A 26,146-nucleotide genomic window follows, 5' to 3' on the forward strand; every position below is an offset into this window, starting at 1 on the left:
CCATGCCCGCTCATTCCGCCGCCGCGCCCGCGATGACCCTGCCCGCGTGGTCGTGGAAGCTGCTTCCGGCGCTTCTGACGTGCCTGGCCGCCCCTGCGTTCTTCGTCGTGCGCGTTCCGTGGCTGGGCTGGCTGCTGCTCGGGGCGGGACTGCTCGGCGCATGGCTCGAGTCTCGTCGTGGTGCCGGGGAGGCAGCATCCGTTCGCTCGCCGAGTCTCGTGCGCGACCTGTCGCTCATCGCGGTGGGCCTGCTGATCGTCAGCGTCATTCCGCTCCACGCCGAACTCGACAACGCCGCGATGCTGCGGTTTACGCTCGCGCTGGGCGGTGCCGTCGTCGTGCCCTACGCGCTGTCCCGCTGGGTGTATCGCGACCACGCGATCCGCTTCCCGTGGCGCGGGGGCGGCCGGTGGACGACGTTCCAGTGGGTCTGGCTCGCGATCGTGCTGTTTCTCGGCTGGCTGATCCTGCCGTACTACTTCATCACGTCGGGCGTCTACCAGAACTGGCCGGTCGTGGACACCCCCGACCTCATCGCGCGTCTGTTCGTGGGCGTCGGCGCCGTGGGCATCTGGGACGAGCTGTTCTTCATCTGCACGTGCTTCGCCCTGCTGCGCCGGCACTTCCGATTCTGGCAGGCGAACGTACTGCAGATGATCGTCTTCGTGTCGTTCCTGTGGGAGCTCGGCTATCAGGCATGGGGCCCGATCCTCACGATCCCCTTCGCGATCCTGATGGGCTACATCTTCATGAAGACGCGCTCGCTGACGTACGTCGTGTCGGTGCACCTGCTCTTCGACGCCGTGGTCTTCGCCGTGCTCGTGCACGCGCACAACCCGGGGATGCTCGACGGACTGTTCCTCGTCTGAACACTCGCCTGACCGGCGACACCGTTGGCTGGCGGTAGCGTGCTGTGAAGAGCCGATCACCGCATGACCCGAAGGGTGCGAACCGAATGCACGCGAAATCCTTGACCATCCGTGGCGCGAACGTCTGGACCGGACACGGCTTCGAGGTGCGCGACATCGCCATCGTGGACGGACTTGTCGCCGACCGGCCCGTCGAGGGGGCCGACGTCTTCGACGGCGGTGGATCCTGGGTCGTCCCCGGCTTGATCGACGCGCACTTCCACGCTTACGCGACCAGCATGGATGGATTCGAGAACGAGCGCGGCATGCTCAGCTATGCCGCGATCAACGGCGCTCGACGCCTCGAGCGCGCTCTGCGGCGCGGCTTCACGACCGTGCGCGACGTCGCGGGCGGCGACATTGGACTCGCGCACGCGATCGATGCAGGCCACTTCGCGTCACCGCGCTACCACTTCACCGGCCCCGCGCTCAGCCAGACCGGCGGTCACGGCGATCCGCGCTCCGCAGACGTCGACGTCTGCTTCTCGCATGGGCACATGTGCGAGGTCGTGGACGGCGTCGACGCGCTCCGCATCGCCGTGCGCGAGCGGCTGCGCACGGGCGCGCACGCCATCAAGGTCATGACCTCCGGCGGCGTGTTCACGATGACCGATCCCATCCGGGTGCCGCAGTACTCGCCCGAGGAGCTTCGTGTCGTGACCGAAGAGGCGCGCAGGCGCGGAAGCTACGTAGCCGCGCACGCCTATTCGTCTGAGGCGGTGATGCACTCCATCGACAACGGCGTGCGCTCGATCGAGCACGGCAACCTCATCGATTCGGCGACCGCCGCCCGCATGGCCGAGCGCGGCGCCTTCCTTGTGCCGACGCTCGCCGCGTACTACGCGATGGACAAGCGCGGCGCCGAGATCGGCCTCGACGAGGTCCGGCTCGCGAAGAACGACGAAGTGCTCTCGAAGGGACAGGAGGCCGTGCAACTCGCACGTGCCGCCGGTGTGCGCGTCGGCTTCGGCAGCGACCTGATGGGAGACCTCGAAGACGAGCAGCTCAGCGGAGTCCGGCTTCAGGTCGAGGCGAGCGGGGCAGAGGCGACGCTGAAAGCCATGACCGAGGTCAACGCCGAGCTGATCGGCGATCCGCGGCTCGGTCACCTCGGTGTCGGCGCCTTCGGCGACGCTCTGGTTCTCCACGCCGATCCCATCGAAGAGCCGGCCGCACTGTGGGAGCCCGCCGCGCGCCGCGCGACGGTGCGGGCGGGCGCCGTTTTCGCCCCCTGAGCAGGGGCCCAGAACACGAGTGTCCTCGCGTCCCGTGAGCCCGACTCACGGGACGGAAGAATCTAGAACACAGAAGTCGGCTGACTCTCGACGTCTACGCGGACCTGTTCGACGACGATCTTGACCATGTCGCGACCCGGCTCGACGAGGCGAAGCGCGCGGCAAGTGTGGTCAAGAGAAAGGGGCCGCGAGGACTGAATGCCCCGCGACCCCTTGTCCCCACTGGTGCCCCCGGAGGGATTCGAACCCCCGACTTTTGGTACCGGAAACCAACGCTCTATCCCCTGAGCTACGGAGGCGCACCGATCGAGGTTATCACCGACGCGCCCGGGGCCGTGTCGCCGGACCCGGCCCCGGTGACGAAGGCGCGGGGCTGTAGTCCTGGGGTCATCGCCTCAGGGCGTGTACCGTGCTGGCCTACGACGCGAGGAAGCGTCGGTGGGACGACCGAGCGGTACCGCGTGAAGGAGCGCGTGCATGAGCACTCGGAACGAACTCTTCCTGACGGCGGTCGACGTGCTGCACAGCGGCCGCAGCCTCGACGTCGAGGGTGAGCACGGGTGTGGGCGCACGCACTTCCTCACGCGCATCCGGGACTACTTCACCGCTCTCGGGTGGCGGACCATCGCGATCGACGGTCAGACGGCGTTCGCGAAGACTCCGCTCGTCGCGCTGGCGATCGCGGGGTTCGCCGGCCCTCAGGATGCCCGGGGCGCGAGCATCCCGGCGTCTGTCGCGGCGCTCGCGGATGCCGTCGTTCCCGAGCGCACGATCATCGTCCTCGATGACGGCGACCTGCTCGACGAAGCCTCGGGCGGCGTCATCCGGGCCGTGCAGGCGCGGGCCCACCTTCCCGTGCTCTCGTCCCGACTCATCCACCGGCCGCGGGATGCGTCCCTCAAGCCCGTCGGGGCCTTCACGACGACCTACGCCATGCGGTTGCCGGGCATGGCGTACGGCGAACTCGAGACGGCGCTGGAGTCCCACCTCGGGTTCCGGATCGAGCCGGGGTCGCTCAGTCGCGTGTTCGCGAAGTCCGGCGGCAATATCGGCCTGGCCGCCGCGGTCGTCGACGCTGCCCGGCGAGACGGGCGCTTCACGGTCGAGAACGGGGTCGGACGCGCGACGGGGTCGCTGTGGAGCCCGTCACTGCGGCTCATGGCCGACGTCATCCTGCATCCGCTCGAACCGGCGGCCGTCGATGCGCTCGAAGTGCTCGCGGTGCTCGGTCCCGCCACGATCTCGACGGCGGCCACGGCGGTGGGACTCGACATGATCAGCGAGCTCGAGGCGCGCTCGTTCCTCTCGGTCGTCGATGTCGGCGGCAGCAAGGTCGTGTCGGTCAGGCCCCCGATCCTCGTCGAGCACTTCCGGCACGATGCGCTCGCGGGCCGCCGGTCGGCGATGCTCGCCCGACTCGACGACCTGCTGGCAGCCGGACCCGCCTTCGACCCGCAGCGGCCCGACATGTCGCGAGACTCGGCGGTCTTCGTGCGGCTCGTGCACGAGCAGACGCGCCGCCGCACGCTGCAGGCGCGTGAAGCGTGGCGCACCGACCCAGGCTTGGCGACCGCGACGGCGCTGCTCACGGCACTCGAGGTCGACGGTGCCCACGACGTCGATGAACTGGATGCCCTGATCGGCTCGGTGCGCGGCATGGACGGCTCCGAGCGCGAACAGGCCGAGTGGCTGGCAGCGAGGTACGCCGTGCACGGCGACACCGCCACCGCCGTCCGCGAGCTGCGTGCGCGCGCCGCTGATCTGCCGCGCGAGGGCGGCCTGCTCCTGGCGCGCGCCGCGGAACTGGAGACGTCGTTCCTCACGGTGCCCGACGACGACCCGCTCATCGGCGTCGACCCGCAGCCGATGTCGCCGTCCGCCCGCGCCGCGGTCTATCGCGCTCGTGCCTTCTGGCTGCTCGCGCGCGGCCGCAGCGACGAGGCCGAAGCGGCTCTCGCCGAGAGGACGGCGTCGGATCCGCCCCCCGATCCCATCGTCGACGCGCTCGTCGTCATGGTGCACCTCGCCGCCGACCGGATCGCCACGGCCGACCGCCTTGCCAGGCACGGGCTGGCTGCCGCTCAGCGCGACGCCGATGCGCCCCGCATCCGGATCCACGCCTTCCTCGCCACACTGACGGCGCTGCTGGACCACCGTCTCGACGACGCCGATCAGCTGCTCGCCGAGTCGTCCTTCCTGGGACTGCCGACGCGATACCCGCCGCTGTCATTCATCGGCCTCAAGACGATGGCCGCCGAGATGGCCGCCCGACGCGGGCAGCGCTCGCTCATGGAGCAGTCGCTTGCCGACATCGATGCCGCAGGCCTGTGCGACGGGCCGCTCCTCGGGCAGTGCTCGGGCCTCGCGCACGCGCGCCTCGCCGCCGTCGAAGAGGGCACCGTCGCCGCCGCGCGGGCGTGCTTCGATGCGGGGGATGCCATGTGGCAGCGCGGCGCGGTGCTCTCTGCCGCTCGGGCCTATCTCGAGGGCATGCAGTACGCGCCGACGGAGAGCAACTGGCAGCGGGTGGGCACGCGCGCGTGCGCCGCGACCGCTCCGGCGCTCGTGCGTCAGGCCGCCTTCGTCGTGGCGCTCGTCGACCGCGACGTCGACGAGGTCGTGCGGCTCGTCGAGGAGCTCGACCAGGCGGGTCGCGGACGCGAGGCCTTCGTCTGCGTCGACCTGGCGGCGGGCGTCTTCGCTCAGGGGCCGGATGCGGCGAGTCTCGCGGCGCCCATCGAGGGTCTGCGAGAACGTCTGCGCACCGATGACGACGACGATCGTGTCGCCGTCGCGATGTCGCCCGACGACCTCACACCGCGCGAGCTCGAGGTGGCCGAGCTCATCGCGTCGGGTCTGTCGAACCGCGTCATCGCCCAGGCGCTCGTCGTGTCGGTGCGCACCGTCGAGTCGCACGTGTCACGGCTGCTGCGCAAGACCGGGCTCAAGCGCCGCCAGGACATCAAGCCGTTCCTGCTCGGCCAGGCGATCAGCGTGTGAGTGCGCCCGTAGAATAAGCGGGCTATGGATCCCGAAGCCCTCTCCGCCGCTCTGCTCGCCGTCATCGAACCGCTCGCCGAGGCGCGGCGCCCCGGTTCGTCCGAGGGTCTGACGGCTGCCGACCTTCCCCTGGAGCGACCCAAGAACCGCGATCACGGCGATTGGGCGTCGAACGCCGCGCTCAAGCTCGCCAAGGTCGTCGGTGCAAACCCGCGCGAGTTCGCCGGTGAGATCGCGGCGGGCCTTCAGCAGGTCGACGGGGTCGCGAGCGTCGAGATCGCCGGCCCGGGCTTCATCAACATCCGATTGGATGCCGCCGCCGCCGGCGCCCTGGCCAAGACGATCGTCGAAGCGGGCGCAGCGTTCGGATCGAATGAGTCTCAGCGCGGCAACACGATCAACCTCGAGTTCGTGAGCGCCAACCCGACGGGCCCCCTGCACATCGGGCACACCCGCTGGGCCGCCCTCGGCGATGCGATCGGCCGCCTGCTCGCCGTCAGCGGAGCCACGGTCGCCCGCGAGTTCTACATCAATGACGCCGGCGCTCAGATGGAGCGGTTCGGTGCCTCGGTGCTCGCCGCCGTGAAGGGCGAGCCGACGCCCGAGGGCGGATACGCGGGTGCGTACATCGACGACCTCGCTCAGCGCGTGAAGGAGCGGCATCCGGATCTGCTCTCGCTCGATGAGGCCACGCAGCTCGCCACCGCTCGCGACACCGCGTACGAGCTGCAGCTGGCCGCCCTGCAGTCATCGCTCGAGCAATTCAACGTGCACTTCGACGTGTGGTTCTCGGAGCGCACGCTGCACGCGACCGACGGCGGGCCGAGCCTCGTCGACACGGCCGTCGACCGCCTGCGCGCGCAGGGTCACGTCTTCGACGAGGACGGTGCTGTCTGGGTGCGCACGACCGACTTCGGCGACGACAAGGATCGCGTCATCCGCCGGTCCAACGGCGAGTACACCTACTTCGCCGCCGACGCCGCCTACTACCTGAACAAGGGCGACCGCGGCTTCGCGCACAAGATCTACCTGCTCGGAGCCGACCACCACGGCTACGTGCATCGCCTCAAGGCCCTCGCCGGCGCTGCCGGAGACGACCCCGAGACCGACATCGAGGTGCTCATCGGGCAGCTCGTGTCGATCAACGGTGCACGCCTGTCCAAGCGCGCCGGCAACATCATCGAGCTCGACGACCTGCGGGAGTGGCTCGGCACCGATGCCCTGCGCTACTCGCTCGCGCGCTACCCTGCCGATTCGCCTCTCACGCTCGACCCCGAGATCCTGCGCAAGCGCACGAACGACAACCCCGTCTTCTACGTGCAGTACGCCCACGCCCGCACGTTCAACGTCGCGCGCAACGCCGCGGCGTCCGGAGTCGACCGCTCCGAGTTCGCCCCCGAGCTGCTCGATCACGAGACCGAGTCGGCGCTGCTGGGCGCGCTGCAGGAGTTCCCCCGCATCGTCGCTTACGCCGCTGACGTGCGTGAGCCGCACCGCGTGGCCCGCTACCTCGAAGAGCTCGCGGGGCTCTACCACCGCTGGTACGACAACTGCCGCGTCATTCCGCTCGGCGACGCGCCGGTCGAGAGCGTGCACCGCACGCGCCTGTGGCTCAACGACGCGACGGGACAGGTGCTGCGCAACGGACTGACACTGCTCGGCGTCTCGGCACCCGAGCGGATGTAGCGGCGTGGCCTCGGATCCGGCTGTTTCTGCGCGCCGCCGGCGCCGCGGTCGCGGCTGGCTCATCGCGGCCGTCGTCGTCGTGCTCCTCGCCGTCGGGGCATGGATCATCGGTGAGGCGGTCGCCCGCAGCATCGTCGAGCGCACGATCCGCACGCAGGTGATCGTGAACCTCCAGCTGCCGGCCGACCAGGTGGTCGATGTCGATATTCCCGGCGCCGTCCTGCCGCAGTTGATCGCCGGACAGCTCAGCGAGATCGGCATCCGCTCCGATGACGTCGAGCTGGGCGCCTTCCGCGGCGACGTCGAGGTCGAAGCGTTCGACGTGCCGATCAGCGGTGGTGACATGCGCGATGCGACGGCTGTCGTGCGGGTCGATGCCGACGACCTGCGTCACCTCATGGCGAGCGTCGAGGATTTCCCCGTCGATGCTCTCGGCATCGACGCCCCCGACGTGACGGCGTCGATCGAGCTGTCCCTCTTCGGTGCGGCGGTGCCGATCGGAGTCTCGTTGACCCCCAGCGCTGAAGACGGCGAGCTCGTCCTCACGCCGTCGTCGATCCAGGTGGCCGGCGCCGACGTCACCGCCGACGAGCTCCGCCGCCAGTTCGGCATCCTGTCGAACTCGGTGCTGCGGGACTGGCCGGTCTGCATCGCGCAGTACGTCCCGGCCGGCATGACGCTCACGGACGTCACGGTCGACGGCGACGAGCTCGTCGCCCGCTTCACGATCGCCGACGCCATGCTGAGCGACCCGGCACTGCGCGAGAACGGTACCTGCTGACGATTCGGCTGTCGAAGGGCGTGCTCTAGACTGCTAGCACTGCCCGGCGTGTGCGTCGACCGCTCGAGGCAGCCGCCGATTCCGGGCGATCCCCGGTGGCGCCGCGCCGTAGCTTCCACCCGATTGGTTCCCCCGTGTCCATCGCCTCCTCCTCCCGCACGCCGGCACCTGCCTGGCTGTCCATGCCTGACGGCGCCGATGCGCTCGCCGCAGGGGTGTGGCCCGAGAGCGCGACCCGCGACGCCGATGGTGTTGTGCAGGTCGCCGGGGTGCCGATGACCGAACTCGCGGCCCGGTTCGGCACGCCGCTCTACGTGTTCGATGAAAACGAGGTGCGCTCCCGCGCCCGGGGGGCGCTCGCGGCCTTCCGCGATGCCGCCGCCCCGCACGGTGCGTCGGTGCGCGTCTACTACGCCGGCAAGGCCTTCCTCTCGAGCGAGGTCGTGCGGTGGGTTCTCGACGAAGGGCTCTCGGTCGACGTCTGCACGGGCGGCGAACTGGCTGTGGCGCTCGCTGCGGGAGCCGACCCGAAGCGACTCGCCTTCCACGGCAACAACAAGTCCCGTGCCGAGCTCGACCGCGCCGTCGAGGTCGGGATCGGCTCGATCGTGCTCGACAGCATCGACGAGATCGACCGGCTCGCCGACATCGTCGCGCGCCGCGGCGCGACGCAGCGCGTTTTCATCCGGGTGAACAGCGGTGTGCACGCCGAGACGCACGACTTCCTCGCGACGGCCCACGAAGACCAGAAGTTCGGGTTCACCCTCGACAGCGCCCCCGACATCGCCGACCGTGTGCGGGCGACTCCCGGACTCGAACTCGTCGGGCTGCACGGCCACATCGGCTCGCAGATCTTCGGCACGGCGGGGTTCCGCGAATCCGCTGCGCGCCTGGTCGAGCTGCACGCGCGCCTGCGTGAGGACGGCGACCTGCCGGTGCTCAACCTCGGCGGCGGTTTCGGCATCGCCTACACCTCTGCCGACGATCCGACCCCGATCGCCGAGCTCGCGGCCGGGATCGTCGAAGCCGTCGCGAGCGAGTGCGCGACCCGCGGCATCCCGATGCCCGATCTCGCCTTCGAGCCCGGGCGCGCGATCGTGGGGCCCGCCGGAGTGACGCTGTACGAGGTCGGCACGACCAAGCCCGTCGCCCTCGACGGCGGCGCGACGCGCCTGTACGTGAGCGTCGACGGCGGCATGAGCGACAACGCCCGCCCCGCGCTCTACGGCGCGCAGTACTCCGCCCGCATTGCCTCGCGGCGCAGCGACGCGGCCCCCGTGCTGACCCGCGTCGTGGGCAAGCACTGCGAAGCCGGCGACATCGTCGTCGACCACGAGTATCTGCCGGGCGACATCGCCGCGGGCGATCTGCTCGCCGTTCCGGCGACCGGAGCGTACTGCTACTCGCTGGCCGGCAACTACAACTACGTACCGCGCCCGCCCGTCGTGGCGGTGCGCTCCGGGCACGCCCGCGTCATCGTGCGCGGCGAGTCGATCGATGATCTGCTCGCCCGCGATGCAGGGCTGCCCACCTCAATGGGAAGGAACGCATGACCGACTACCGCCGCCTTCGGGTCGCCCTGCTGGGTGCGGGAGCTGTGGGCTCCCAGGTCGCCGCGCTGCTGCTGCGGCACGCAGATGAGCTCGCCGACCGCTCCGGTGCCGTGCTCGAGCTCGCCGGCATCGCCGTGCGCGATCTCGACGCCCCCCGCGAGACCGACCTGCCCCGCGAGCTGTTCACGACCGACGCCGAGACCCTGATTCTGGGTGCCGACATCGTCATCGAGCTCATGGGCGGTATCGAACCGGCGCGTACGTACATCCTGCAGGCGATCAACTCCGGCGCCGACGTCGTGACGGCCAACAAGGCGCTCCTCGCAACGCACGGCCCCGAGATCTTCGACGCGGCCGACCAAGTGGGCGCATCGGTCTATTACGAGGCCGCCGCCGCGGGGGCCATCCCGATCATCCGCCCGCTCCGCGACTCGCTCGCCGGTGACCGCGTGCAGCGCATCATGGGCATCGTCAACGGCACGACCAACTACATCCTCGACCGCATGGACACCGAGGGGGCCGAGTTCGCGGACGTCCTGGCTGACGCGCAGGCGCTCGGCTACGCCGAGGCGGATCCGACCGCTGACGTCGAGGGCTTCGACGCGGCGCAGAAGGCGGCGATCCTCGCGTCGCTCGCCTTCCACACGACCGTTCCGCTGGACGCCGTGCACCGCGAGGGCATCACGACGATCGACAAGTCCATGATGGATGCCGCGCGCAACGCCGGCTACGTCATCAAGCTGCTTGCCGTGTGCGAGCGGATCACGTCCCCCCAGTCATCCGGTGGCGACGAAGCCGCGAATCGGGATGCGATCTCGGTGCGGGTCTATCCGGCGCTGGTTGACCGTGCGCATCCGCTGGCGAGCGTGCACGGCGCGAACAACGCCGTCTTCGTGCAGGCCGAAGCCGCCGGCAACCTGATGTTCTACGGCGCCGGAGCCGGTGGCGTGCAGACCGCCTCCGCCGTGCTCGGCGATGTCGTCTCGGCGGCGCGGCGCCACATCGCAGGCGGTGTCGGTGTCGGCGAGTCGACTCGGGCGAACCTGCCCATCGTGCCGATCGGCAACGTCACGACGCGCTACCAGATCACGCTCGAGGTCGATGACCGTCCCGGCGTGCTCGCGACTGTCGCCGGCGTCCTGAGCGAGGGCCGCGTGTCGATCGCGACCGTCGAGCAGACCGTCCTGCGTGAGCCGAACGGCGGACCGGGCGTTGCCCGCCTCGTCATCGGCACCCACAAGGCACTGGAGCAGGATCTCAGCGAGACGGTCGACCGGCTCGCCGAGAGCGGCGTCGTCGAGCGCGTCGTCTCGGTCCTGCGCGTGGAAGGAAACTGACATGGCACACCTCTGGCGCGGAGTCCTCCGCGAATACGCCGACCGTCTCGGCGTCACCGACGCCTCGACCGTCGTCACCCTCGGCGAGGGCGGCACGCCGCTCATCCCGGCCCCGTCACTGTCGCGCCGCACGGGCGCCGACGTCTGGGTCAAGTTCGAGGGCATGAACCCCACGGGCTCGTTCAAGGACCGCGGCATGACGGTGGCGCTCTCGCGCGCCGTCGAGCACGGAGCCAAAGCCGTCATCTGCGCGTCGACGGGCAACACGTCGGCCTCGGCTGCCGCATACGCGGCGCACGCCGGCATCACGGCGGCCGTGCTCGTGCCCGAGGGCAAGATCGCGATGGGCAAGCTGAGCCAGGCCGTCGTGCACGGCGGGCAGCTCATTCAGATCCGCGGAAACTTCGACGACTGCCTCGAGATCGCCCGCGAGCTTGCCGACGAGTATCCCGTGCACCTGGTCAACTCGGTCAACCCCGACCGCATCGAGGGCCAGAAGACGGCGGCCTACGAGGTCGTCGAACAGCTCGGCGACGCCCCCGACTTCCACTTCATCCCCGTCGGCAACGCCGGCAACTACACGGCGTACTCCCGCGGCTACCGCGAAGAAGCCGCACGCGGCGTCGCGACGCGCGTGCCGCGGATGTTCGGCTTCCAGGCTGAGGGATCGGCCCCGCTCGTGCGCGGCGAAGTCGTCAAGAACCCCGAGACGGTCGCCAGCGCGATCCGCATCGGCAACCCGGCCTCGTGGGAACTCGCTCTCGAGGCGCGGGACGCGACGAACGGCTGGTTCGGCGCCATCGACGACGAGCGCATCCTCGCGGCGCAGAAGCTCCTCGCAGGAGAGGTCGGTGTGTTCGTCGAGCCCGCCTCGGCGATCAGCGTCGCCGGCCTCCTCGACCGTGCCGAGGCCGGCGCGGTTCCCGCGGGTGCCCGCGTCGTGCTCACGGTCACGGGCCACGGACTGAAGGACCCGCAGTGGGCGTTGCGCAACGCCGACGGCTCGACCGTCGAGCCGACCGTTGTCGACGCGGCGACGTCGGAGGTCGCATCCGTTCTCGGTCTGTCGCGCACCAAGGCGACCGCGTGACACTTCCCGAGGGGCCGCTGGTCGTCCGCGTCCCCGCCACGAGCGCGAACCTCGGTCCGGGCTTCGACACGCTCGGTCTCGCGCTGAGCGTGTACGACGAACTGCTCGTGACGGCGCTTCCTGAGGGCCAGCTCGAGATCGACGTGCACGGCGCGGGGGCCGGCGACGTGCCGCGCGACGCGTCGAACCTCGTCGCTTCAACGATCGCGTACGCGTTCGATGCAGTCGGACAGCGGATGCCGGGGCTGCGGATCGAGTCTCACAATGTCATCCCGCACGGGCGCGGACTCGGTTCGTCGGGCGCCGCCGTCGTGTCGGGACTGCTTGCCGCGAAAGGCCTGCTCGAGGGCGTCGCCGATCTCGACGACGACATGCTCCTGCGGCTCGCGACCGAGCTCGAGGGGCACCCCGACAACGTCGCGCCGGCGCTGTTCGGCGGACTCACGATCGCGTGGGTCGACGAGGGTGGACCGCAGCACAAGAAGCTGCTCGTGAACCGCGGTGTCGCGCCGCTCGTGCTCGTGCCGGAGTTCACGATGTCGACGAAGGTCGCCCGCAGTCTTCAGCCGCTGCAGGTGCCTCGCGAAGACGCCGTCTTCAACGTCTCGCGTTCGGCGCTGCTCATTGCGGCGCTCACGCAGAGCCCCGAGCTGCTGTTCGCGGCGACGGCTGACCGGCTGCACCAGAACTACCGCGCGCAGGCCATGCCCGAGACGGACCGGCTCGTGCGGCGTCTGCGTGAAGCGGGATACGCCGCCGTCGTCTCGGGTGCCGGTCCGAGCGTGCTCGTGCTCGCCGACGGCCCGGGGGCGCGGCTGGACGCGGCCGCACTGGCGGCGCAGTCCAGCGACACTCCCTGGGAGGCGCTCATGCTCGCCGTCGACGTCAAGGGTGGTACAGTGAGGGAGCACGCGGAGGACTCCACGCAAACGTGAATCTGGCCTCCGTCGCATTCTGCGAAACCACCGCACGCCTTCCGTTGATCGGTCTCTGAGTTCGTCTCGAGCAGCTCCGTCAGGATCCGCACACGAGTCCGCTGAGGACCACACGGAATGGCAACCAGCCGTATGTCTCGGCGCGCGTTCGTGCATATCCATTCGTATTCACAAGGGAGCACTCGTGGAGTCCATCTCCGAGATCCACACCGACGCCCAGGCCGACCAGCGCACGGACGCGCAGACGCCGGACGCCGCGACGACCGAAAAGACCGCTGCCGCCGCGAGCGCAAGCACGCCTGCGGCAGCAGCGGATGCACCGGCGGCCGAGGCCGCTCCGGTGACCAAGCCCGTCCGCAAGCGCGCCCCGCGTCGGGCGAAGAGCAGCGACGTGCCGCCCGCGGCCGAAACGCCGGCAGCCGAAGCGGCGCCCGCCACCGACACGGCAGCGCCCGCCGCCGTGACTCCGGTCGAGGCCCCGGCTGCGGACGCGCCGGCTGACGCAGCTGCCGAGGCGCCCGCCGTGAAGGCGCCCGCCAAGCGCGCCCCGCGCCGGTCGCGTGCGACCAAGGCCGACACCGACAAGGCCGCCGCTGACACCGCCGCCGCCGAGGCGGCCGAGGCAGACGCGCCGAAGACCGAAGCAGTCCCCGCCGACGAGACGCCGGCCATCGCCGAGCCGTCCGAGCAGGCACCGGCCAAGAAGGCCGCCGACCGGCGCTCCGCCAAGGGTGCCGACAAGGCCGCGGCCGAAGCACCTGCTTCCGCCGAGAACGACGCTCCCTCCGCCGACAAGGTTGACTCCGACGGCGAGAAGAACGACGACGGCGACCAGCAGAACGAGGGCTCGGGGCGCGGGCGCAGCCGCAGCCGCAGCCGCAGCCGCAACCGCAACGGCAAGGACCCGCAGGGCCAGAACCCGCCGCAGGGCCAGAACGCCCCGCAGGCTCACGCCGAGGCATCCGATTCTGATGACGACGGCGACAAGGGCAACGGACGCAACCGCCAGCGCAACAAGCGCCGCGTTCAGTCCGGCGGCCAGGGCGACGAGTTCGAGACCGAGATCGGTGAAGACGACGTTCTGATCCCGATCGCGGGTGTTCTCGACGTGCTCGACAACTACGCCTTCGTGCGGACGTCGGGCTACCTGCCCGGTCCGAGCGATGTCTACGTCTCGCTCGGCCAGGTCAAGAAGTACAACCTGCGCAAGGGTGACGCCATCGTCGGCGCGATCAAGCAGCCGCGCGAAGGCGAGCAGTCCAGCCGTCAGAAGTACAACGCGCTGGTCAAGGTCGACTCGATCAACGGTCTGTCGGTCGAGGATGCCGCGACCCGCGTGGAGTTCGGCAAGCTCACGCCCCTCTACCCGCAGGAGCGCCTGCGCCTCGAGACGGCGCCCGAGAAGCTCACGCAGCGCATCATCGATCTCGTCGCGCCGGTCGGCAAGGGCCAGCGTGGGCTCATCGTCGCACCGCCCAAGGCCGGCAAGACGATCGTGCTGCAGCAGATCGCCGACGCCATCGCGACGAACAACCCCGAGGTCCACCTCATGGTCGTGCTCGTCGACGAGCGCCCGGAAGAGGTCACCGACATGCAGCGCACGGTCAAGGGCGAGGTCATCGCCTCGACCTTCGACCGCCCTGCCGAGGACCACACGACCGTCGCCGAGCTCGCCATCGAGCGTGCGAAGCGTCTCGTCGAGCTCGGTCGCGACGTCGTCGTGTTGCTCGACTCGATCACTCGCCTGGGTCGTGCCTACAACATCACAGCGCCGACCTCCGGCCGCGTGCTGTCCGGTGGCGTCGACGCGTCGGCGCTGTACCCGCCCAAGCGCTTCTTCGGCGCCGCGCGCAACATCGAGAACGGCGGATCGCTCACGATCCTCGCCACGGCTCTCGTCGAGACCGGGTCCAAGATGGACGACGTCATCTTCGAGGAGTTCAAGGGCACGGGAAACAGCGAGCTGCGGCTTTCGCGCCAGCTCGCCGACAAGCGGATCTTCCCGGCCGTCGACGTCAATGCGTCGTCGACGCGTCGCGAAGAGATGCTGCTCTCGGCCGACGAGGTCAAGATCACGTGGAAGCTGCGTCGCGCCCTCGCGGGCCTCGACACCCAGCAGGCCCTCGAGGTCGTGCTCGGCAAGCTCAAAGAGACGCAGTCCAACGTCGAATTCCTCGTGCAGATGCAGAAGTCGATCCCGGCTCCCGCTCGCGATGCGCACGGCGGCGGCCACGCCCACGACAACAGCATCCGCTGACCGCACTCTGAGCGTGTCGCTGGTTCGCTGACCGGTTCCTGAGCCTGTCGCGTTCCCCGAACCCGTCGAAGGGTGGAAATGTTCGAGTCGGTCAAGGGCCTGATCGAAGAGCACCGTGCCGTCCAGGAGGAGCTCTCCGATCCGGCCGTGCACGCTGATGCTGCCCGTGCGAAGCGCGTCAACCGGCGGTACGCCGAGTTGTCGCGCATCGTGAAGGCGTACGAGGACTGGGTCGCGGCATCGGACGACGTAGATGCCGCGCGCGACCTCGCGAAGGAAGACGACGCGTTCGCCGAAGAGGTGCCCGCGCTGGAAGGGCAGCTCGCCCAGGCGCAGGAGCGTCTGCGGCGGCTGCTGATTCCGCGCGATCCCGACGATGCGCGCGATGTCATCATGGAGATCAAGCAGGGCGAGGGCGGTGCCGAATCGGCGCTGTTCGCGGCCGATCTGTTGCGCATGTACGTGCAGTACGCCGCCTCGATGGGGTGGAAGACCGAGCTGCTCGAACGCAATGAGTCCGATCTGGGCGGCTACAAGGACGTGCAGGTCGCGATCAAGGGCTCGCCCTCGGACCCGTCGCAGGGTGTGTGGGCGCACTTGAAGTACGAGGGCGGCGTGCACCGCGTGCAGCGGGTGCCCGCCACCGAGTCGCAGGGGCGCATCCACACATCGACCACCGGGGTGCTCGTGTTCCCCGAGGTCGATGAGCCCGAAGAGATCCAGATCGATCCGAGCGATCTCAAGATCGACGTCTACCGCTCCTCGGGTCCGGGCGGGCAGTCGGTCAACACGACCGACTCCGCCGTGCGGATCACCCACGTGCCGACCGGCATCGTCGTGTCGATGCAGAACGAGAAATCCCAGCTGCAGAACCGCGAGGCGGGGATGCGGGTGCTCCGGGCCCGGCTGCTGGCCAGGCAGCAGGAAGAGCTCGACGCGGCGGCATCCGACGCCCGTCGCTCGCAGATCCGCGGCATGGACCGGTCCGAACGGATCCGCACGTACAACTTCCCCGAGAACCGCATCGCGGATCACCGCACCGGTTACAAGGCCTACAACCTCGACCAGGTCATGGACGGCGCCCTCGGACCGATCGTCGAGTCGGCCATCCACGCCGACGAAGAGGCGCGCCTGGCGGCCCTGGCCCCCGACGCCGACTGACGTTCCGGCGCGCGGCATGGCGACGCCGCGCTGGTCGCAGCGCGCAGCGGTGGGATCCAGGCCCGACCCGGCGTCAGATCGAGTATTCGGGCGCCATCAGGATCGAGCGGGTCTCTTCGCCGACGCGGCGGGCTCGCGGCTTCGCGGGCACGCCGACCAGCACGCTGTCAGGCGGGGCGTCTTGCGTGACGACGGCGTTGGCTCCGACGACGGAGTGGGCGCCGATCGTGATGGGGCCGAGGATCTTGGCGCCCGCACCGACGGCGACGCCGTCGTGGAGCGTGGGATGGCGTTTGCCGCCCTCGCGCTGACGGCCGCCGAGCGTCACGCTGTGGTACAGCATGACGTCATCGCCGACTTCGGCGGTCTCACCGATCACGACGCCCATGCCGTGGTCGATGAAGAAACGGCGCCCGATCGTGGCACCGGGATGGATCTCGATGCCCGTGAGCCAGCGCGTGATCTGCGAGCCCGCGCGCGGCACGAAGCGCAGGCCGCGCCGCCAGAGGGCGTGCCACACACGGTGCGCCCAGATGGCGTGCAGGCCCGAGTACAGCACGGCGATCTCGAGGTCGCCCCGCGCCGCGGGGTCGCGCAGGCGTGCCGCGGCGATATCCTCGCGGACGCGAGCCAGTGGCCCCATGTCAGTCCTCGCGCAGGTCTTCGAACAGCGCCGTCGTGAGGTAGCGCTCGCCCGTGTCGGGCACCACGACGACGATCTTCTTGCCGGCGTTCTCGGGACGCTTGGCGACTTCGAGCGCGGCCCAGACGGCGGCACCGGCCGACATGCCGACGAGCAGCCCTTCCTTCGCTGCCAGGTCACGCGCGAGCGCGAGCGACGGCTCGAACTCGACGTCGATCACCTCGTCGATGACGCCGCGGTCGAGGATGGCCGGGACGAAGTTCGGGCCGATGCCCTGGATCTTGTGGGGGCCGGGGTGGCCCTCGGTGAGGATGGGGGAGTCCTTCGGCTCGACGGCGACGATCTGCACGCCGGGCTTGCGCTCCTTGAGCACCTGGCCGACGCCCGTGATGGTGCCGCCCGTGCCGATGCCGGCGACGAACACGTCGACCTCGCCGTCGGTGTCACGCCAGATCTCTTCGGCGGTCGTCGCGCGGTGGATCGCGGGGTTCGCCTCGTTCTCGAACTGGCGCACCCACACGGCGCCGGGCGTCTCTTCGACGATGCGCTTGGCCTCGTCGACCGCGAGGGCCATGCCCTTGGTCGGGTCGGTCAGCACGAGCTCCGCGCCGAACGCCTTGAGCAGCATCCGGCGTTCCTTGGACATCGACGCGGGCATCGTGAGGATGACGCGGTAGCCGCGCGCGGCGCCGACCATCGCGAGCGCGATGCCGGTGTTGCCACTCGTCGACTCGACGATCGTGCCGCCGGGGGTCAGCTCACCCGAGGCCTCAGCGGCGTCGATGAGCGCGATGCCGAGGCGGTCTTTGACGCTCGACGCGGGGTTGAAGTACTCGAGCTTGGCGTACACCTCGGCTACGGCGCCTTCGGTGACCCGATTGAGGCGAACGAGCGGGGTGTTGCCGAACGCGGTCGTGATGTCGGAGTGCATACCGGGCATGTCGGGCCTTTCGGGGAGGATCGTGACCGTCATCCAGCCTAGGGGAGCGCACGGCACCCGGGCCGAGTATGACGCCAAGCCACAGATAAACTGGGCCGCTCATGGATACACCTTCCGCCCTCTCCGCCGTCGTCCGTCGCGGTGTCGAGGCGCTTGCCCAGGCCGGCGTCGCCGATCCGGTCGTCGATGCCGAACTCCTCGCAGCACACGTGCTGGGCAGCACCCGCGGAGGCGTGCAGGCCGCGATCGTGCGCGGCGACGGGATCCGGCAGGCGGATGCCGAGCGCTACGACGAGCTCATCGCTCGACGCGCGACGAGAGAGCCGCTCCAGCACCTGACCGGGACGGCACCCTTTCGTCACCTCGAGCTCAGAGTCGGCCGGGGCGTCTTCGTGCCGCGGCCCGAGACCGAGATCGTCGCCCAGCTCGCGATCGACGCCCTGCGCGCCGCGGCATCCCCCGCGCCGATCGCGGTCGATCTCGGGACCGGCAGCGGCGCGATCGCGCTCGCGATGGCGACCGAAGTGCCGCATGCCGAGGTGCACGCGGCCGAGAACTCCGCCGATGCCTTCGGCTGGACGACGCAGAATTTCGACGCTGTCGGCGCCGGCAACGCGCACCTGGTCTTCGCCGATCTTGCCGAGGCGTTCCCCGAGCTCGACGGCACGGTGTCGGTCGTGGCATCCAATCCTCCGTACGTGCCGGATGCCGCGATCCCGAGGGATCCCGAAGTGCGCGAGTACGACCCCCCGGCCGCGCTCTACGGGGGAGAGGACGGCCTCGACGTCGTGCGCGTGCTCAGCACGGTGGGACTTCGGCTCGCGCACCCGGGCGCCATGATCGTGATCGAGCACGGCGAGTGGCAGGGCGCCGCGATCCGGCAGCTGCTCGCCGCCGACGGATGGCGGTCCACCGCGACCCACCCCGACCTGACGATGCGCGATCGCGCGACGACGGCCATACGGCCCTGAAGCACAGGGGAACACCGGCCGGCGCTGATTAGACTGTCCGGGTCATGTCCTCCCTCTTCGACTGCCGCGATGAGTCGCAGCTTCTCCCCGGCATGCGCGAGGCGCGCCGCGCCATAGCGCGCGGCGGGCTGATCGTGCTGCCCACCGACACCGTCTACGGAGTCGGCGCCGATGCGTTCTCCGCTTCCGCCGTGCAGCGGCTGCTCGACGCGAAGGGAAGGGGGCGCCAGTCGCCTCCGCCCGTGCTCGTTCCCGGTGTCGACACGCTGCGGGCCCTCGTGGCCGAGGTGCCCGAGCCGGTCGAGCGCCTGGTCGAGCAATTCTGGCCCGGCGGCCTCACGATCGTCATGCCGGCCCAGCGGTCGCTCACGTGGGATCTCGGCGAGACGCACGGCACCGTCGCCGTGCGGATGCCCGACCACCGCATCGCCCTCGAGCTGCTCGCCGAGACGGGGCCGCTCGCGGTGTCCAGCGCGAACCTCACGGGCAAGTCCGCCGCTGTCCTCATCCACGAGGCGCAGCAGATGCTCGGCGACTCCGTCGAGGTCTATCTCGACGGAGGGCCGTCGGCGACAGGGGTCGCCTCGACGATCATCGACGCCACGGGCCTCGTGGGCGCAACCGAGCCCGTCGTGCGCGTCCTGCGCGACGGCGCCATCGGAAGAGCGCGCCTGCGCGCCGTCCTGGGCGACCTGCTCGAACCCGACCCCGAGGAGCACGGCGACGGCGAGATCGCGTGAAGCAGTACATCTTCACGATCATCTTCACCGCGGCGCTGACCTTCGCGCTGTCGTGGGGCGTGTGGCGATTGAGCCTGAAGTACAAGCTGTACTCGGGCATCCGGGAGCGCGACGTCCACAAGCAGCCGACGCCTCGCCTTGGCGGTATCGCGATGTTCCTCGGCGTGACGGCGGCCTTTCTCGTCTCGGCGCAGAACCCCTTCTTCGAGCTCGTGTGGGCAGCCCCGGAGCGCATCTGGGCGATCCTCGCGGCGACGCTGCTGATCGTCGTGGTCGGCGTCGCCGATGATCTCTGGGACCTCGACTGGATGATCAAGCTCGGGGCGCAGTTCCTCGCCGCGGGCTGCATCGCGTGGTTCGGCGGCCTGCAGATCTACGCACTGCCGATCGGCGGCATGACCGTGTGGTCGAGCTGGATGAGTTTCACCCTCACCGTCTTCGCGATCGTCGTCGTCATGAACGCCGTCAACTTCATCGACGGCCTCGACGGCCTCGTCGCCGGGGTGTGCCTCATCGCGAACGTCGTGTTCTTCGCCTACTCCTACCTCTTCGCGCGCGACACCGGCGCGAGCACCTACTTCAACCTCGCGTCGTTCATCGCCGCCGTGCTGATCGGCGTCTGCATCGGGTTCCTGCCGATGAACTGGAGTCCCGCGAAGCTCTTCATGGGCGACTCGGGTGCACTGCTGCTCGGGCTGCTCATGGCGACCTCGGCGGTTGCGATCACGGGTCAGCTCGAGCCGTCGATGCTCGACCCGGACGAGTTCGGCCGCTCGCAGCTGCTCGGTGCCTTCATCCCGATCCTCTTGCCGATCGTGGTGGTGCTGCTGCCCCTCCTCGACTTCGGCCTCGCCGTCATCCGTCGCATCAGCAAGGGCAAGTCGCCCTTCTCGCCGGACCGCAAGCACCTGCACCACCGCATGCTCGACATGGGCCACACCGATCGCGACGCCGTGCTGATCTTCTACGCGTGGACGGCCGTGGTGAGCCTCGGCTTCCTGCTGATGTACATCGGCACGCAGTCCGATTGGCCGGGGGACTACCTGTTCGGGGTCGCCTTCGGCGTCGTCGGCGTCGCTGTGTGCCTCGTGTTGACCTTCCTTCCCTCGCGCCGGCGCTCGCCGGTCGCAGCCAGACCCCAGGAGAACGCCCGATGAACACCAGCCCGGTTTCGAGCACCCCGATCCTGCGCGCCACCCTGCTGTGGTCCGCCGCGCTGACGGCCGTCCTCGCCGTGCTCGGCGCTGTCCTCGGCTTCGTCGTCGCCGGTACCGACGGGTTGTGGAGTGCGCTGGCGGGGGTCCTTCTGGCAGCGATCTTCCTCGCCATCACGGGGACGAGCATCCTCATCGCCAACCGCTGGTACGGCGACCCGATCTATGTGCCGCTCTTCTTCGGCATCGTGATGGGCGGCTGGATCCTCAAGTTCATCGTCTTCATCGTGCTGCTGCTCGTTCTGCGCGGCCAGCCGTGGATGGAACCCACCATCTTCTTCGTCGCGGTCGTCGCCAGCGTGCTGGCTGCGCTCGCGATCGATGTCGTCGTGATGCTGCGCATGCGCATCCCGCACGTGAGCGATGTGACCCTGCCGACCTCGAATCCGGAGGACGCGCCCGCCGCCGAAACGGGGTTCGACGCCAACACGGGGACCGAAGCGGATTCAGGGGGCTCCAAGGTTTGATAGGCTGAATCTCGCGCCCGCCCGCTCGGTTTCCGAGTGCTTGCGGAGTGACGCTCACCGACCATCGTCGCAACGGTCCTAGACCGGTGCCCCGAAGCTGGAGCCCGCGCTGATTACTCAAGCTGCGACCCTGATCGCCCACGCCACCGTGGACGAGGGACCCGAGTTCCACGGACCCTCGATCACGGAATTCTTCCCCGAAGCGATCTTCACGATCGGCGGGTTCGAGTTCAACCGAATCCACATGGTCCAGATCCTCGCGACCATTGCGGTCGTCCTGGTCTTCTGGATCGGCACCCGGCGGATGAAACTCGTCCCCGGCCGTTTCCAGAGCCTCGTCGAGATGGGGCTGGACTTCGTCCGCGTCAACATCGCCGAGGACCTTCTGGGTAAGAAGGACGGCCAGCGGTTCCTGCCCATCCTCACGACCATGTTCTTCATGATCCTGTTCATGAACCTGACCGGGGTCATCCCGTTCTTGAACATGCCGGGAACGGGCATCATCGCGGTGCCGCTGCTGCTCGCACTGGTGAGCTACTTCACCTTCATCTACGCGGGTATCAAGAAGAGCCCCAAGAACTTCTTCAAGAACGCGCTCTTCCCCTCGGGGGTCCCGCCGGTTCTCTACATCATCGTCACGCCGCTCGAGTTCATCTCGACGTTCATCATCCGGCCCGTGACGCTGACCCTCCGACTGCTCATGAACCTCATGGTCGGTCACCTCATGCTGGTCCTGTTCTTCGCAGCGACCCAGTTCTTCCTCCTGGACCTCGGCGGGTGGTGGTCGGCTCTGGCTGCAGGCTCCCTCGCCTTCGGCTTCGCCTTCACAGCTTTCGAGCTGCTGGTCGCCTTCCTCCAGGCATACGTCTTCGCCATCCTCACCGCGGTCTACATCCAGCTCGCGGTGGCTGAAGAGCACTGAGCGGGCAGGCTCGCGCCTACCCACCCAACCGAAAGGAAACACCCCCGTGGACGCAACTACGGTTCTCGCCCAGGTCTCCGGTTCCATCGCGACCGTCGGCTACGGCCTCGCCGCCATCGGTCCCGCCATCGGCGTGGGCATCGTCGTCGGCAAGACGATCGAGGGCGTCGCCCGTCAGCCCGAGCTGGCCGGCCGCCTGCAGGTCCTCATGTGGATCGGTATCGCCTTCACCGAGGCGCTCGCCTTCATCGGCATCGCCACCGCCTTCATCTTCGGCTACTGATCCGCCCCCACCAGTCTTAAGGAGACAGGATGCTGAACGCTCTTGTCACGTACGCCGCGGAAGAGGGCGAGTACAACCCGCTCATCCCCGCGTGGTACGACATCATCTGGTCAGCGGTTTGCTTCGTCGTCATCCTCTTCGTCTTCTGGAAGGTCGCCCTTCCCAAGATGAAGGCGATGCTCGACCAGCGTGCCGTTGCGATCGAAGGCAACATCGCCAAGGCCGACGAGGCACAGCGCAAGGCCGAGGCCGCGCTGGCCGAGTACACGGCTCAGCTCGCCGACGCCCGCAAGGAAGCCGGAGAGATCCGTGACGCCGCGCGTGAGGATGGCAAGAAGATCGTCAGCGAGGCGAAGGAGAGCGCGACCGCCGAGGCGGCCCGCGTGACCGCAGCCGCGCACGCACAGATCGAAGCCGAGCGTCAGAGCACCCTGGTGTCGCTGCGCAGCGAGGTGGGCACACTCGCCCTCGACCTCGCCGGCGGAGTCATCGGCGAAGCGCTCTCGGATGACGCGAAGGCTCAGGCGGTCGTTGACCGCTTCCTCGCCGACCTCGAGGCGTCCGAGGGAGCAAAGGCGTAATGGGCAGCGCGACCACTCAGGCCCTCGCGGCGACGATGGCGGCGCTCGACGCCGCGTCGGGAGTCGATCTCGACGTCGCCCGCGAGCTGTTCGCCGCGGCGCGTGCTGTCGGCGACTCGTCGCAGCTGAGCGGCGCGCTGGCCGACTCCGCCGCACCGCCCGCTGCACGGCGCAAGGTCGTCGAGGACGTCTTCGGCGCGATGGTGTCGGCCACGACGGTGTCGTTGCTGACCAGCGCGGTTGATCAGCGCTGGTCGTCGGCGTCGGATCTCGTCGACGGCATCGAAGAGCTTGCCGTGCGCGTCGCAGCGAACGCGACCGTCGGAGTCGACATCGAGGGGGAGCTGTTCCGGTTCTCCCGCACGGTCGCCGCGAACCCCGAGCTCGAACTCGCCCTCGGGAGCCGTCTCGGCGATCGGTCGGCGAAGGGGGCCCTCGTCGAGAAGCTCCTCGGCTCACGCGCGAACCCGGCGACGACGCTCATCGTCTCCTCGCTCGTGCAGCAGCCGCGCGAGCGACGCGTGCGCCGGATGCTCACGTGGGCCGAGCGACTCGTCGCCGACCAGCGTGGCCGCAAAGTCGCAACGGTCTTCTCGGCGGTGCCGCTGAGCGAGGCGCAGTCCACTCGTCTCGCCGCGCTGCTCGCGCAGCGCTATGACGCGGCCGTGGCGCTGAACACCGTCGTCGATCCCTCCGTGGTCGGCGGCCTGCGCGTGCAGATCGCCGACGATGTGATCGACGCGAGCGTCTCGTCACGACTGGCAGACCTGCGGCAGCGGCTCGCGGGGTAGTACAGACTTCCCGCCGGTTCAGCCGAGCCGGCGGAGACTTCGGGGCCGACGCCCCACACCGTAGTGAAACAAAGGGAAGACAATGGCAGAACTGTCAATCAGCCCCGACGTCATCCGTGACGCGCTGAAGGATTTCGTCGCCGCGTACGAGCCCACCGGGGCCGCGGCGACCGAGGTCGGCACCGTCATCGACGCCGCCGACGGCATCGCCCACGTCGAGGGCCTGCCCGGCGTCATGGCGAACGAGCTCGTGACGTTCGCGAACGGCACGCTGGGCCTCGCTCAGAACCTCGACGAGCACGAGATCGGTGTCGTCGTACTCGGCGAGTTCTCCGGCATCGAAGCCGGTCAGCAGGTCACGCGCTCCGGCGAGGTTCTGTCTGTCGCCGTCGGCGACGGCTTCCTCGGCCGTGTCGTCGACCCGCTCGGCAACCCGATCGACGGTCTCGGCGAGATCTCGCCGATCGACGGCCGCCGCGCGCTCGAACTGCAGGCGCCCGGCGTCATGCAGCGCAAGAGCGTGCACGAGCCCCTGCAGACGGGCATCAAGGCGATTGACGCCATGATCCCGGTCGGCCGTGGCCAGCGCCAGCTCATCATCGGTGACCGCCAGACCGGCAAGACCGCCCTGGCGATCGACACGATCATCAACCAGAAGGCCAACTGGGCTTCGGGCGACCCGTCGAAGCAGGTGCGCTGCATCTACGTCGCGATCGGTCAGAAGGGCTCGACGATCGCCTCCGTCAAGGGAGCGCTCGAAGACGCCGGCGCCATGGAGTACACGACGATCGTCGCGGCTCCGGCATCCGACCCCGCAGGCTTCAAGTACCTCGCGCCGTACACCGGTTCGGCCATCGGCCAGCACTGGATGTACGACGGCAAGCACGTCCTGATCATCTTCGATGACCTGTCGAAGCAGGCCGAGGCCTACCGTGCCGTGTCGCTGCTGCTGCGTCGCCCGCCGGGCCGTGAGGCCTACCCCGGTGACGTCTTCTACCTGCACTCCCGTCTGCTCGAACGTTGCGCGAAGCTCTCCGACGAGCTCGGCGCGGGTTCGATGACGGGTCTGCCGATCATCGAGACGAAGGCCAACGACGTCTCGGCGTACATCCCGACCAACGTCATCTCGATCACCGACGGCCAGATCTTCCTGCAGTCCGATCTGTTCAACGCCAACCAGCGTCCCGCTGTCGACGTCGGCATCTCGGTCTCGCGAGTCGGCGGTGACGCTCAGGTCAAGTCGATCAAGAAGGTCTCGGGCACGCTCAAGCTCGAGCTGGCCCAGTACCGCTCGCTCGAGGCGTTCGCGATGTTCGCGAGCGACCTGGATGCGGCATCGCGTCGCCAGCTGGCGCGCGGTGCGCGACTGACCGAGCTGCTCAAGCAGCCGCAGTACTCGCCGTACCCCGTCGAGGAGCAGGTCGTCTCGATCTGGGCCGGAACCAACGGCAAGCTCGACTCCCTCGAGGTCGAAGACGTGCTGCCCTTCGAGCGCGAACTGCTCGATTACCTGCGCCGGAACACCTCGATCCTCGACACGCTCCGCGAGACGAACGTGCTCGATGACGCGACCGCCGCCGAGCTCGAGAAGAAGACCGACGAGTTCATCCTCGAATTCCGTGCGGGCAAGGGTCAGGCGATCGGGAAGCCGGGACACGAAGAGGTCGCTGCTGCTGCGGCTGACGACGTGAACCAGGAGAAGATCGTCAAGGGCCGCCGCTAACCGCGGGCTGGACAGGAACCATGGGCGCACAACTGCGGGTCTACAAGCAGAAGATCAGTTCTGCTCAGACGACCAAGAAGATCACGAAGGCGATGGAACTCATCGCGGCTTCGCGTATCCAGAAGGCGATGGCGCGTGTTCGCGCGTCGACGCCCTTCGCGAGGGCCGTGACACGGGCCGTCTCCGCCGTGGCGACACACTCCAACATCGATCACCCGCTGACCGTCGAACGCGAGACGATCCGCCGCTCCGCCGTCGTGATCTTCACGTCGGACCGGGGCCTGGCGGGCGCGTTCAACTCGCAGATCCTCCGCGAGGGTCTCGAACTGGCCGAGCTCCTGCGTCAGCAGGGCAAGGAGCCGGTGTTCTACCTGGTGGGCCGCAAGGCCGTCGGATACTTCCAGTTCCGTCGGATGGATGCCGCCGCTGAGTGGACGGGCGACACGGACACGCCGCACTTCTCGACGGCGGAAGAGATCGCAGCCGTGCTGCTGGACTCTTACGACCGTGGCGGGCAGGATGGCGGGGTCGACGAGATCCACCTCGTGTACAACCGCTTCGTCAGCATGATGACCCAGTCGCCCGAGCAGGTCCGCCTGCTCCCGCTCGAGGTCGTCGAAGCCGAAGAGCCGACCGCGGCGCAGGTGTACCCGCTCTACGAGTTCGAGCCGGACGCATCCGTCGTGCTCGATGCTCTGCTGCCGGTGTACATCCAGAGCCGCGTCTTCAACGCTCTTCTGCAGTCGTCGGCGGCGAAGCACGCTGCGACGCAGAAGGCGATGAAGTCCGCGAGCGACAACGCCGACAAGCTCATCACCGACTACACGCGCCTGCGCAACAACGCTCGCCAGGCCGAGATCACGCAGCAGATCGCCGAGATCGTCGGCGGCGCCGACGCGCTCTCGTCCGGCAAATAGATCCCACGAAA

The 26,146-nt window shown here is 69.0% G+C and carries 23 protein-coding genes and 1 tRNA gene; 21 read left to right on the plus strand and 3 right to left on the minus strand.

The annotated features are described in order from the left end of the window. Positions 1–2: 2 nt before the first annotated feature. Together AC25YV_RS01910 and AC25YV_RS01915 are read left to right on the plus strand one after the other, a co-directional pair. A complete protein-coding gene (locus tag AC25YV_RS01910) occupies positions 3–869 on the plus strand; it encodes a CPBP family intramembrane glutamic endopeptidase (protein ID WP_488122129.1) in 867 nt (288 codons plus the stop codon). Positions 870–955: 86 nt separating this feature from the next. Next, entirely contained in the window at positions 956–2,143 is a 1,188-nt protein-coding gene (locus tag AC25YV_RS01915) for a metal-dependent hydrolase family protein (RefSeq protein ID WP_488122130.1), read from the plus strand. Positions 2,144–2,366: 223 nt separating this feature from the next. On the opposite strand, the gene AC25YV_RS01920 is transcribed toward AC25YV_RS01915, so the two are convergent. Further along, positions 2,367–2,442 (minus strand) — tRNA-Arg (locus tag AC25YV_RS01920). A gap of 178 nt (positions 2,443–2,620) precedes the next feature. Here AC25YV_RS01920 and AC25YV_RS01925 point away from each other — a divergent pair. The 9 genes from AC25YV_RS01925 to prfA all read left to right on the plus strand — a co-directional run bounded on the left by AC25YV_RS01925 (position 2,621) and on the right by prfA (position 15,943). Then, positions 2,621–5,143, plus strand: a complete 2,523-nt coding sequence (locus AC25YV_RS01925) for a LuxR C-terminal-related transcriptional regulator (RefSeq protein ID WP_488122131.1) — start codon at positions 2,621–2,623, stop codon at positions 5,141–5,143. 24 nt (positions 5,144–5,167) lie between these two features. Next, complete coding sequence (locus AC25YV_RS01930; RefSeq protein ID WP_488122132.1) at positions 5,168–6,829, plus strand: arginine--tRNA ligase; 1,662 nt, start codon at positions 5,168–5,170, stop codon at positions 6,827–6,829. Positions 6,830–6,833: 4 nt separating this feature from the next. After that, positions 6,834–7,610, plus strand: a complete 777-nt coding sequence (locus tag AC25YV_RS01935) for an LmeA family phospholipid-binding protein (RefSeq protein ID WP_488122133.1) — start codon at positions 6,834–6,836, stop codon at positions 7,608–7,610. Positions 7,611–7,792: 182 nt separating this feature from the next. Beyond that, positions 7,793–9,163 (plus strand): diaminopimelate decarboxylase, encoded by a 1,371-nt coding sequence (lysA, locus tag AC25YV_RS01940; RefSeq protein ID WP_488122298.1) that lies wholly within the window; start codon positions 7,793–7,795, stop codon positions 9,161–9,163. Beyond that, complete coding sequence (locus tag AC25YV_RS01945) at positions 9,160–10,500, plus strand: homoserine dehydrogenase (protein WP_488122134.1); 1,341 nt, start codon at positions 9,160–9,162, stop codon at positions 10,498–10,500. Before lysA ends, AC25YV_RS01945 begins: the two co-directional genes overlap by 4 nt. A 1-nt stretch (position 10,501) precedes the next feature. After that, the gene (thrC, locus tag AC25YV_RS01950; RefSeq protein ID WP_488122135.1) at positions 10,502–11,590 is read left to right on the plus strand and encodes a threonine synthase; all 1,089 of its coding nucleotides are present in this window, start codon (positions 10,502–10,504) and stop codon (positions 11,588–11,590) included. Continuing rightward, the gene (thrB, locus tag AC25YV_RS01955; protein WP_488122136.1) at positions 11,587–12,525 is read left to right on the plus strand and encodes a homoserine kinase; all 939 of its coding nucleotides are present in this window, start codon (positions 11,587–11,589) and stop codon (positions 12,523–12,525) included. Before thrC ends, thrB begins: the two co-directional genes overlap by 4 nt. A gap of 184 nt (positions 12,526–12,709) precedes the next feature. Continuing rightward, positions 12,710–14,782: a transcription termination factor Rho gene (rho, locus tag AC25YV_RS01960; protein ID WP_488122137.1), complete on the plus strand. Its 2,073-nt coding sequence runs from the start codon at positions 12,710–12,712 to the stop codon at positions 14,780–14,782. Between the two features lie 78 nt (positions 14,783–14,860). After that, entirely contained in the window at positions 14,861–15,943 is a 1,083-nt protein-coding gene (gene prfA / locus AC25YV_RS01965) for a peptide chain release factor 1 (RefSeq protein ID WP_488122138.1), read from the plus strand. Positions 15,944–16,016: 73 nt separating this feature from the next. On the opposite strand, the gene epsC is transcribed toward prfA, so the two are convergent. Further along, complete coding sequence (gene epsC, locus AC25YV_RS01970) at positions 16,017–16,586, minus strand: serine O-acetyltransferase EpsC (RefSeq protein WP_488122139.1); 570 nt, start codon at positions 16,584–16,586, stop codon at positions 16,017–16,019. A 1-nt stretch (position 16,587) separates the two neighbouring features. After that, complete coding sequence (cysK, locus tag AC25YV_RS01975) at positions 16,588–17,526, minus strand: cysteine synthase A (RefSeq protein WP_488122299.1); 939 nt, start codon at positions 17,524–17,526, stop codon at positions 16,588–16,590. A 101-nt stretch (positions 17,527–17,627) separates the two neighbouring features. Here cysK and prmC point away from each other — a divergent pair, with 101 nt between their 5' ends. The 10 genes from prmC (at position 17,628) to AC25YV_RS02025 (ending at position 26,135) form a co-directional block, all read left to right on the plus strand. Next, positions 17,628–18,497 (plus strand): peptide chain release factor N(5)-glutamine methyltransferase, encoded by an 870-nt coding sequence (gene prmC / locus AC25YV_RS01980; RefSeq protein ID WP_488122140.1) that lies wholly within the window; start codon positions 17,628–17,630, stop codon positions 18,495–18,497. Between the two features lie 44 nt (positions 18,498–18,541). Further along, positions 18,542–19,237, plus strand: a complete 696-nt coding sequence (locus tag AC25YV_RS01985) for an L-threonylcarbamoyladenylate synthase (protein ID WP_488122141.1) — start codon at positions 18,542–18,544, stop codon at positions 19,235–19,237. After that, on the plus strand, positions 19,234–20,394 hold the full coding sequence (locus AC25YV_RS01990; protein ID WP_488122142.1) for an MraY family glycosyltransferase: 1,161 nt from the start codon (positions 19,234–19,236) through the stop codon (positions 20,392–20,394). Before AC25YV_RS01985 ends, AC25YV_RS01990 begins: the two co-directional genes overlap by 4 nt. Further along, positions 20,391–20,918 (plus strand): Cg1360 family ATP-synthase-associated protein, encoded by a 528-nt coding sequence (locus AC25YV_RS01995; protein WP_488122143.1) that lies wholly within the window; start codon positions 20,391–20,393, stop codon positions 20,916–20,918. Before AC25YV_RS01990 ends, AC25YV_RS01995 begins: the two co-directional genes overlap by 4 nt. Positions 20,919–21,048: 130 nt before the next feature. Beyond that, positions 21,049–21,840, plus strand: a complete 792-nt coding sequence (gene atpB / locus AC25YV_RS02000) for a F0F1 ATP synthase subunit A (RefSeq protein ID WP_488122300.1) — start codon at positions 21,049–21,051, stop codon at positions 21,838–21,840. A gap of 46 nt (positions 21,841–21,886) precedes the next feature. Further along, on the plus strand, positions 21,887–22,123 hold the full coding sequence (gene atpE / locus AC25YV_RS02005; RefSeq protein WP_141882353.1) for an ATP synthase F0 subunit C: 237 nt from the start codon (positions 21,887–21,889) through the stop codon (positions 22,121–22,123). A gap of 29 nt (positions 22,124–22,152) precedes the next feature. Continuing rightward, positions 22,153–22,704: a F0F1 ATP synthase subunit B gene (locus AC25YV_RS02010; RefSeq protein ID WP_488122144.1), complete on the plus strand. Its 552-nt coding sequence runs from the start codon at positions 22,153–22,155 to the stop codon at positions 22,702–22,704. Continuing rightward, complete coding sequence (locus tag AC25YV_RS02015) at positions 22,704–23,495, plus strand: F0F1 ATP synthase subunit delta (RefSeq protein ID WP_488122145.1); 792 nt, start codon at positions 22,704–22,706, stop codon at positions 23,493–23,495. Before AC25YV_RS02010 ends, AC25YV_RS02015 begins: the two co-directional genes overlap by 1 nt. 82 nt (positions 23,496–23,577) lie before the next feature. Continuing rightward, complete coding sequence (gene atpA, locus AC25YV_RS02020; protein WP_488122146.1) at positions 23,578–25,218, plus strand: F0F1 ATP synthase subunit alpha; 1,641 nt, start codon at positions 23,578–23,580, stop codon at positions 25,216–25,218. Positions 25,219–25,238: 20 nt separating this feature from the next. After that, on the plus strand, positions 25,239–26,135 hold the full coding sequence (locus AC25YV_RS02025; protein ID WP_488122147.1) for a F0F1 ATP synthase subunit gamma: 897 nt from the start codon (positions 25,239–25,241) through the stop codon (positions 26,133–26,135). The last annotated feature ends 11 nt before the right edge of the window (positions 26,136–26,146 follow it).

It is taken from the genome of Microbacterium sp. Y832 (genome assembly GCF_057669765.1).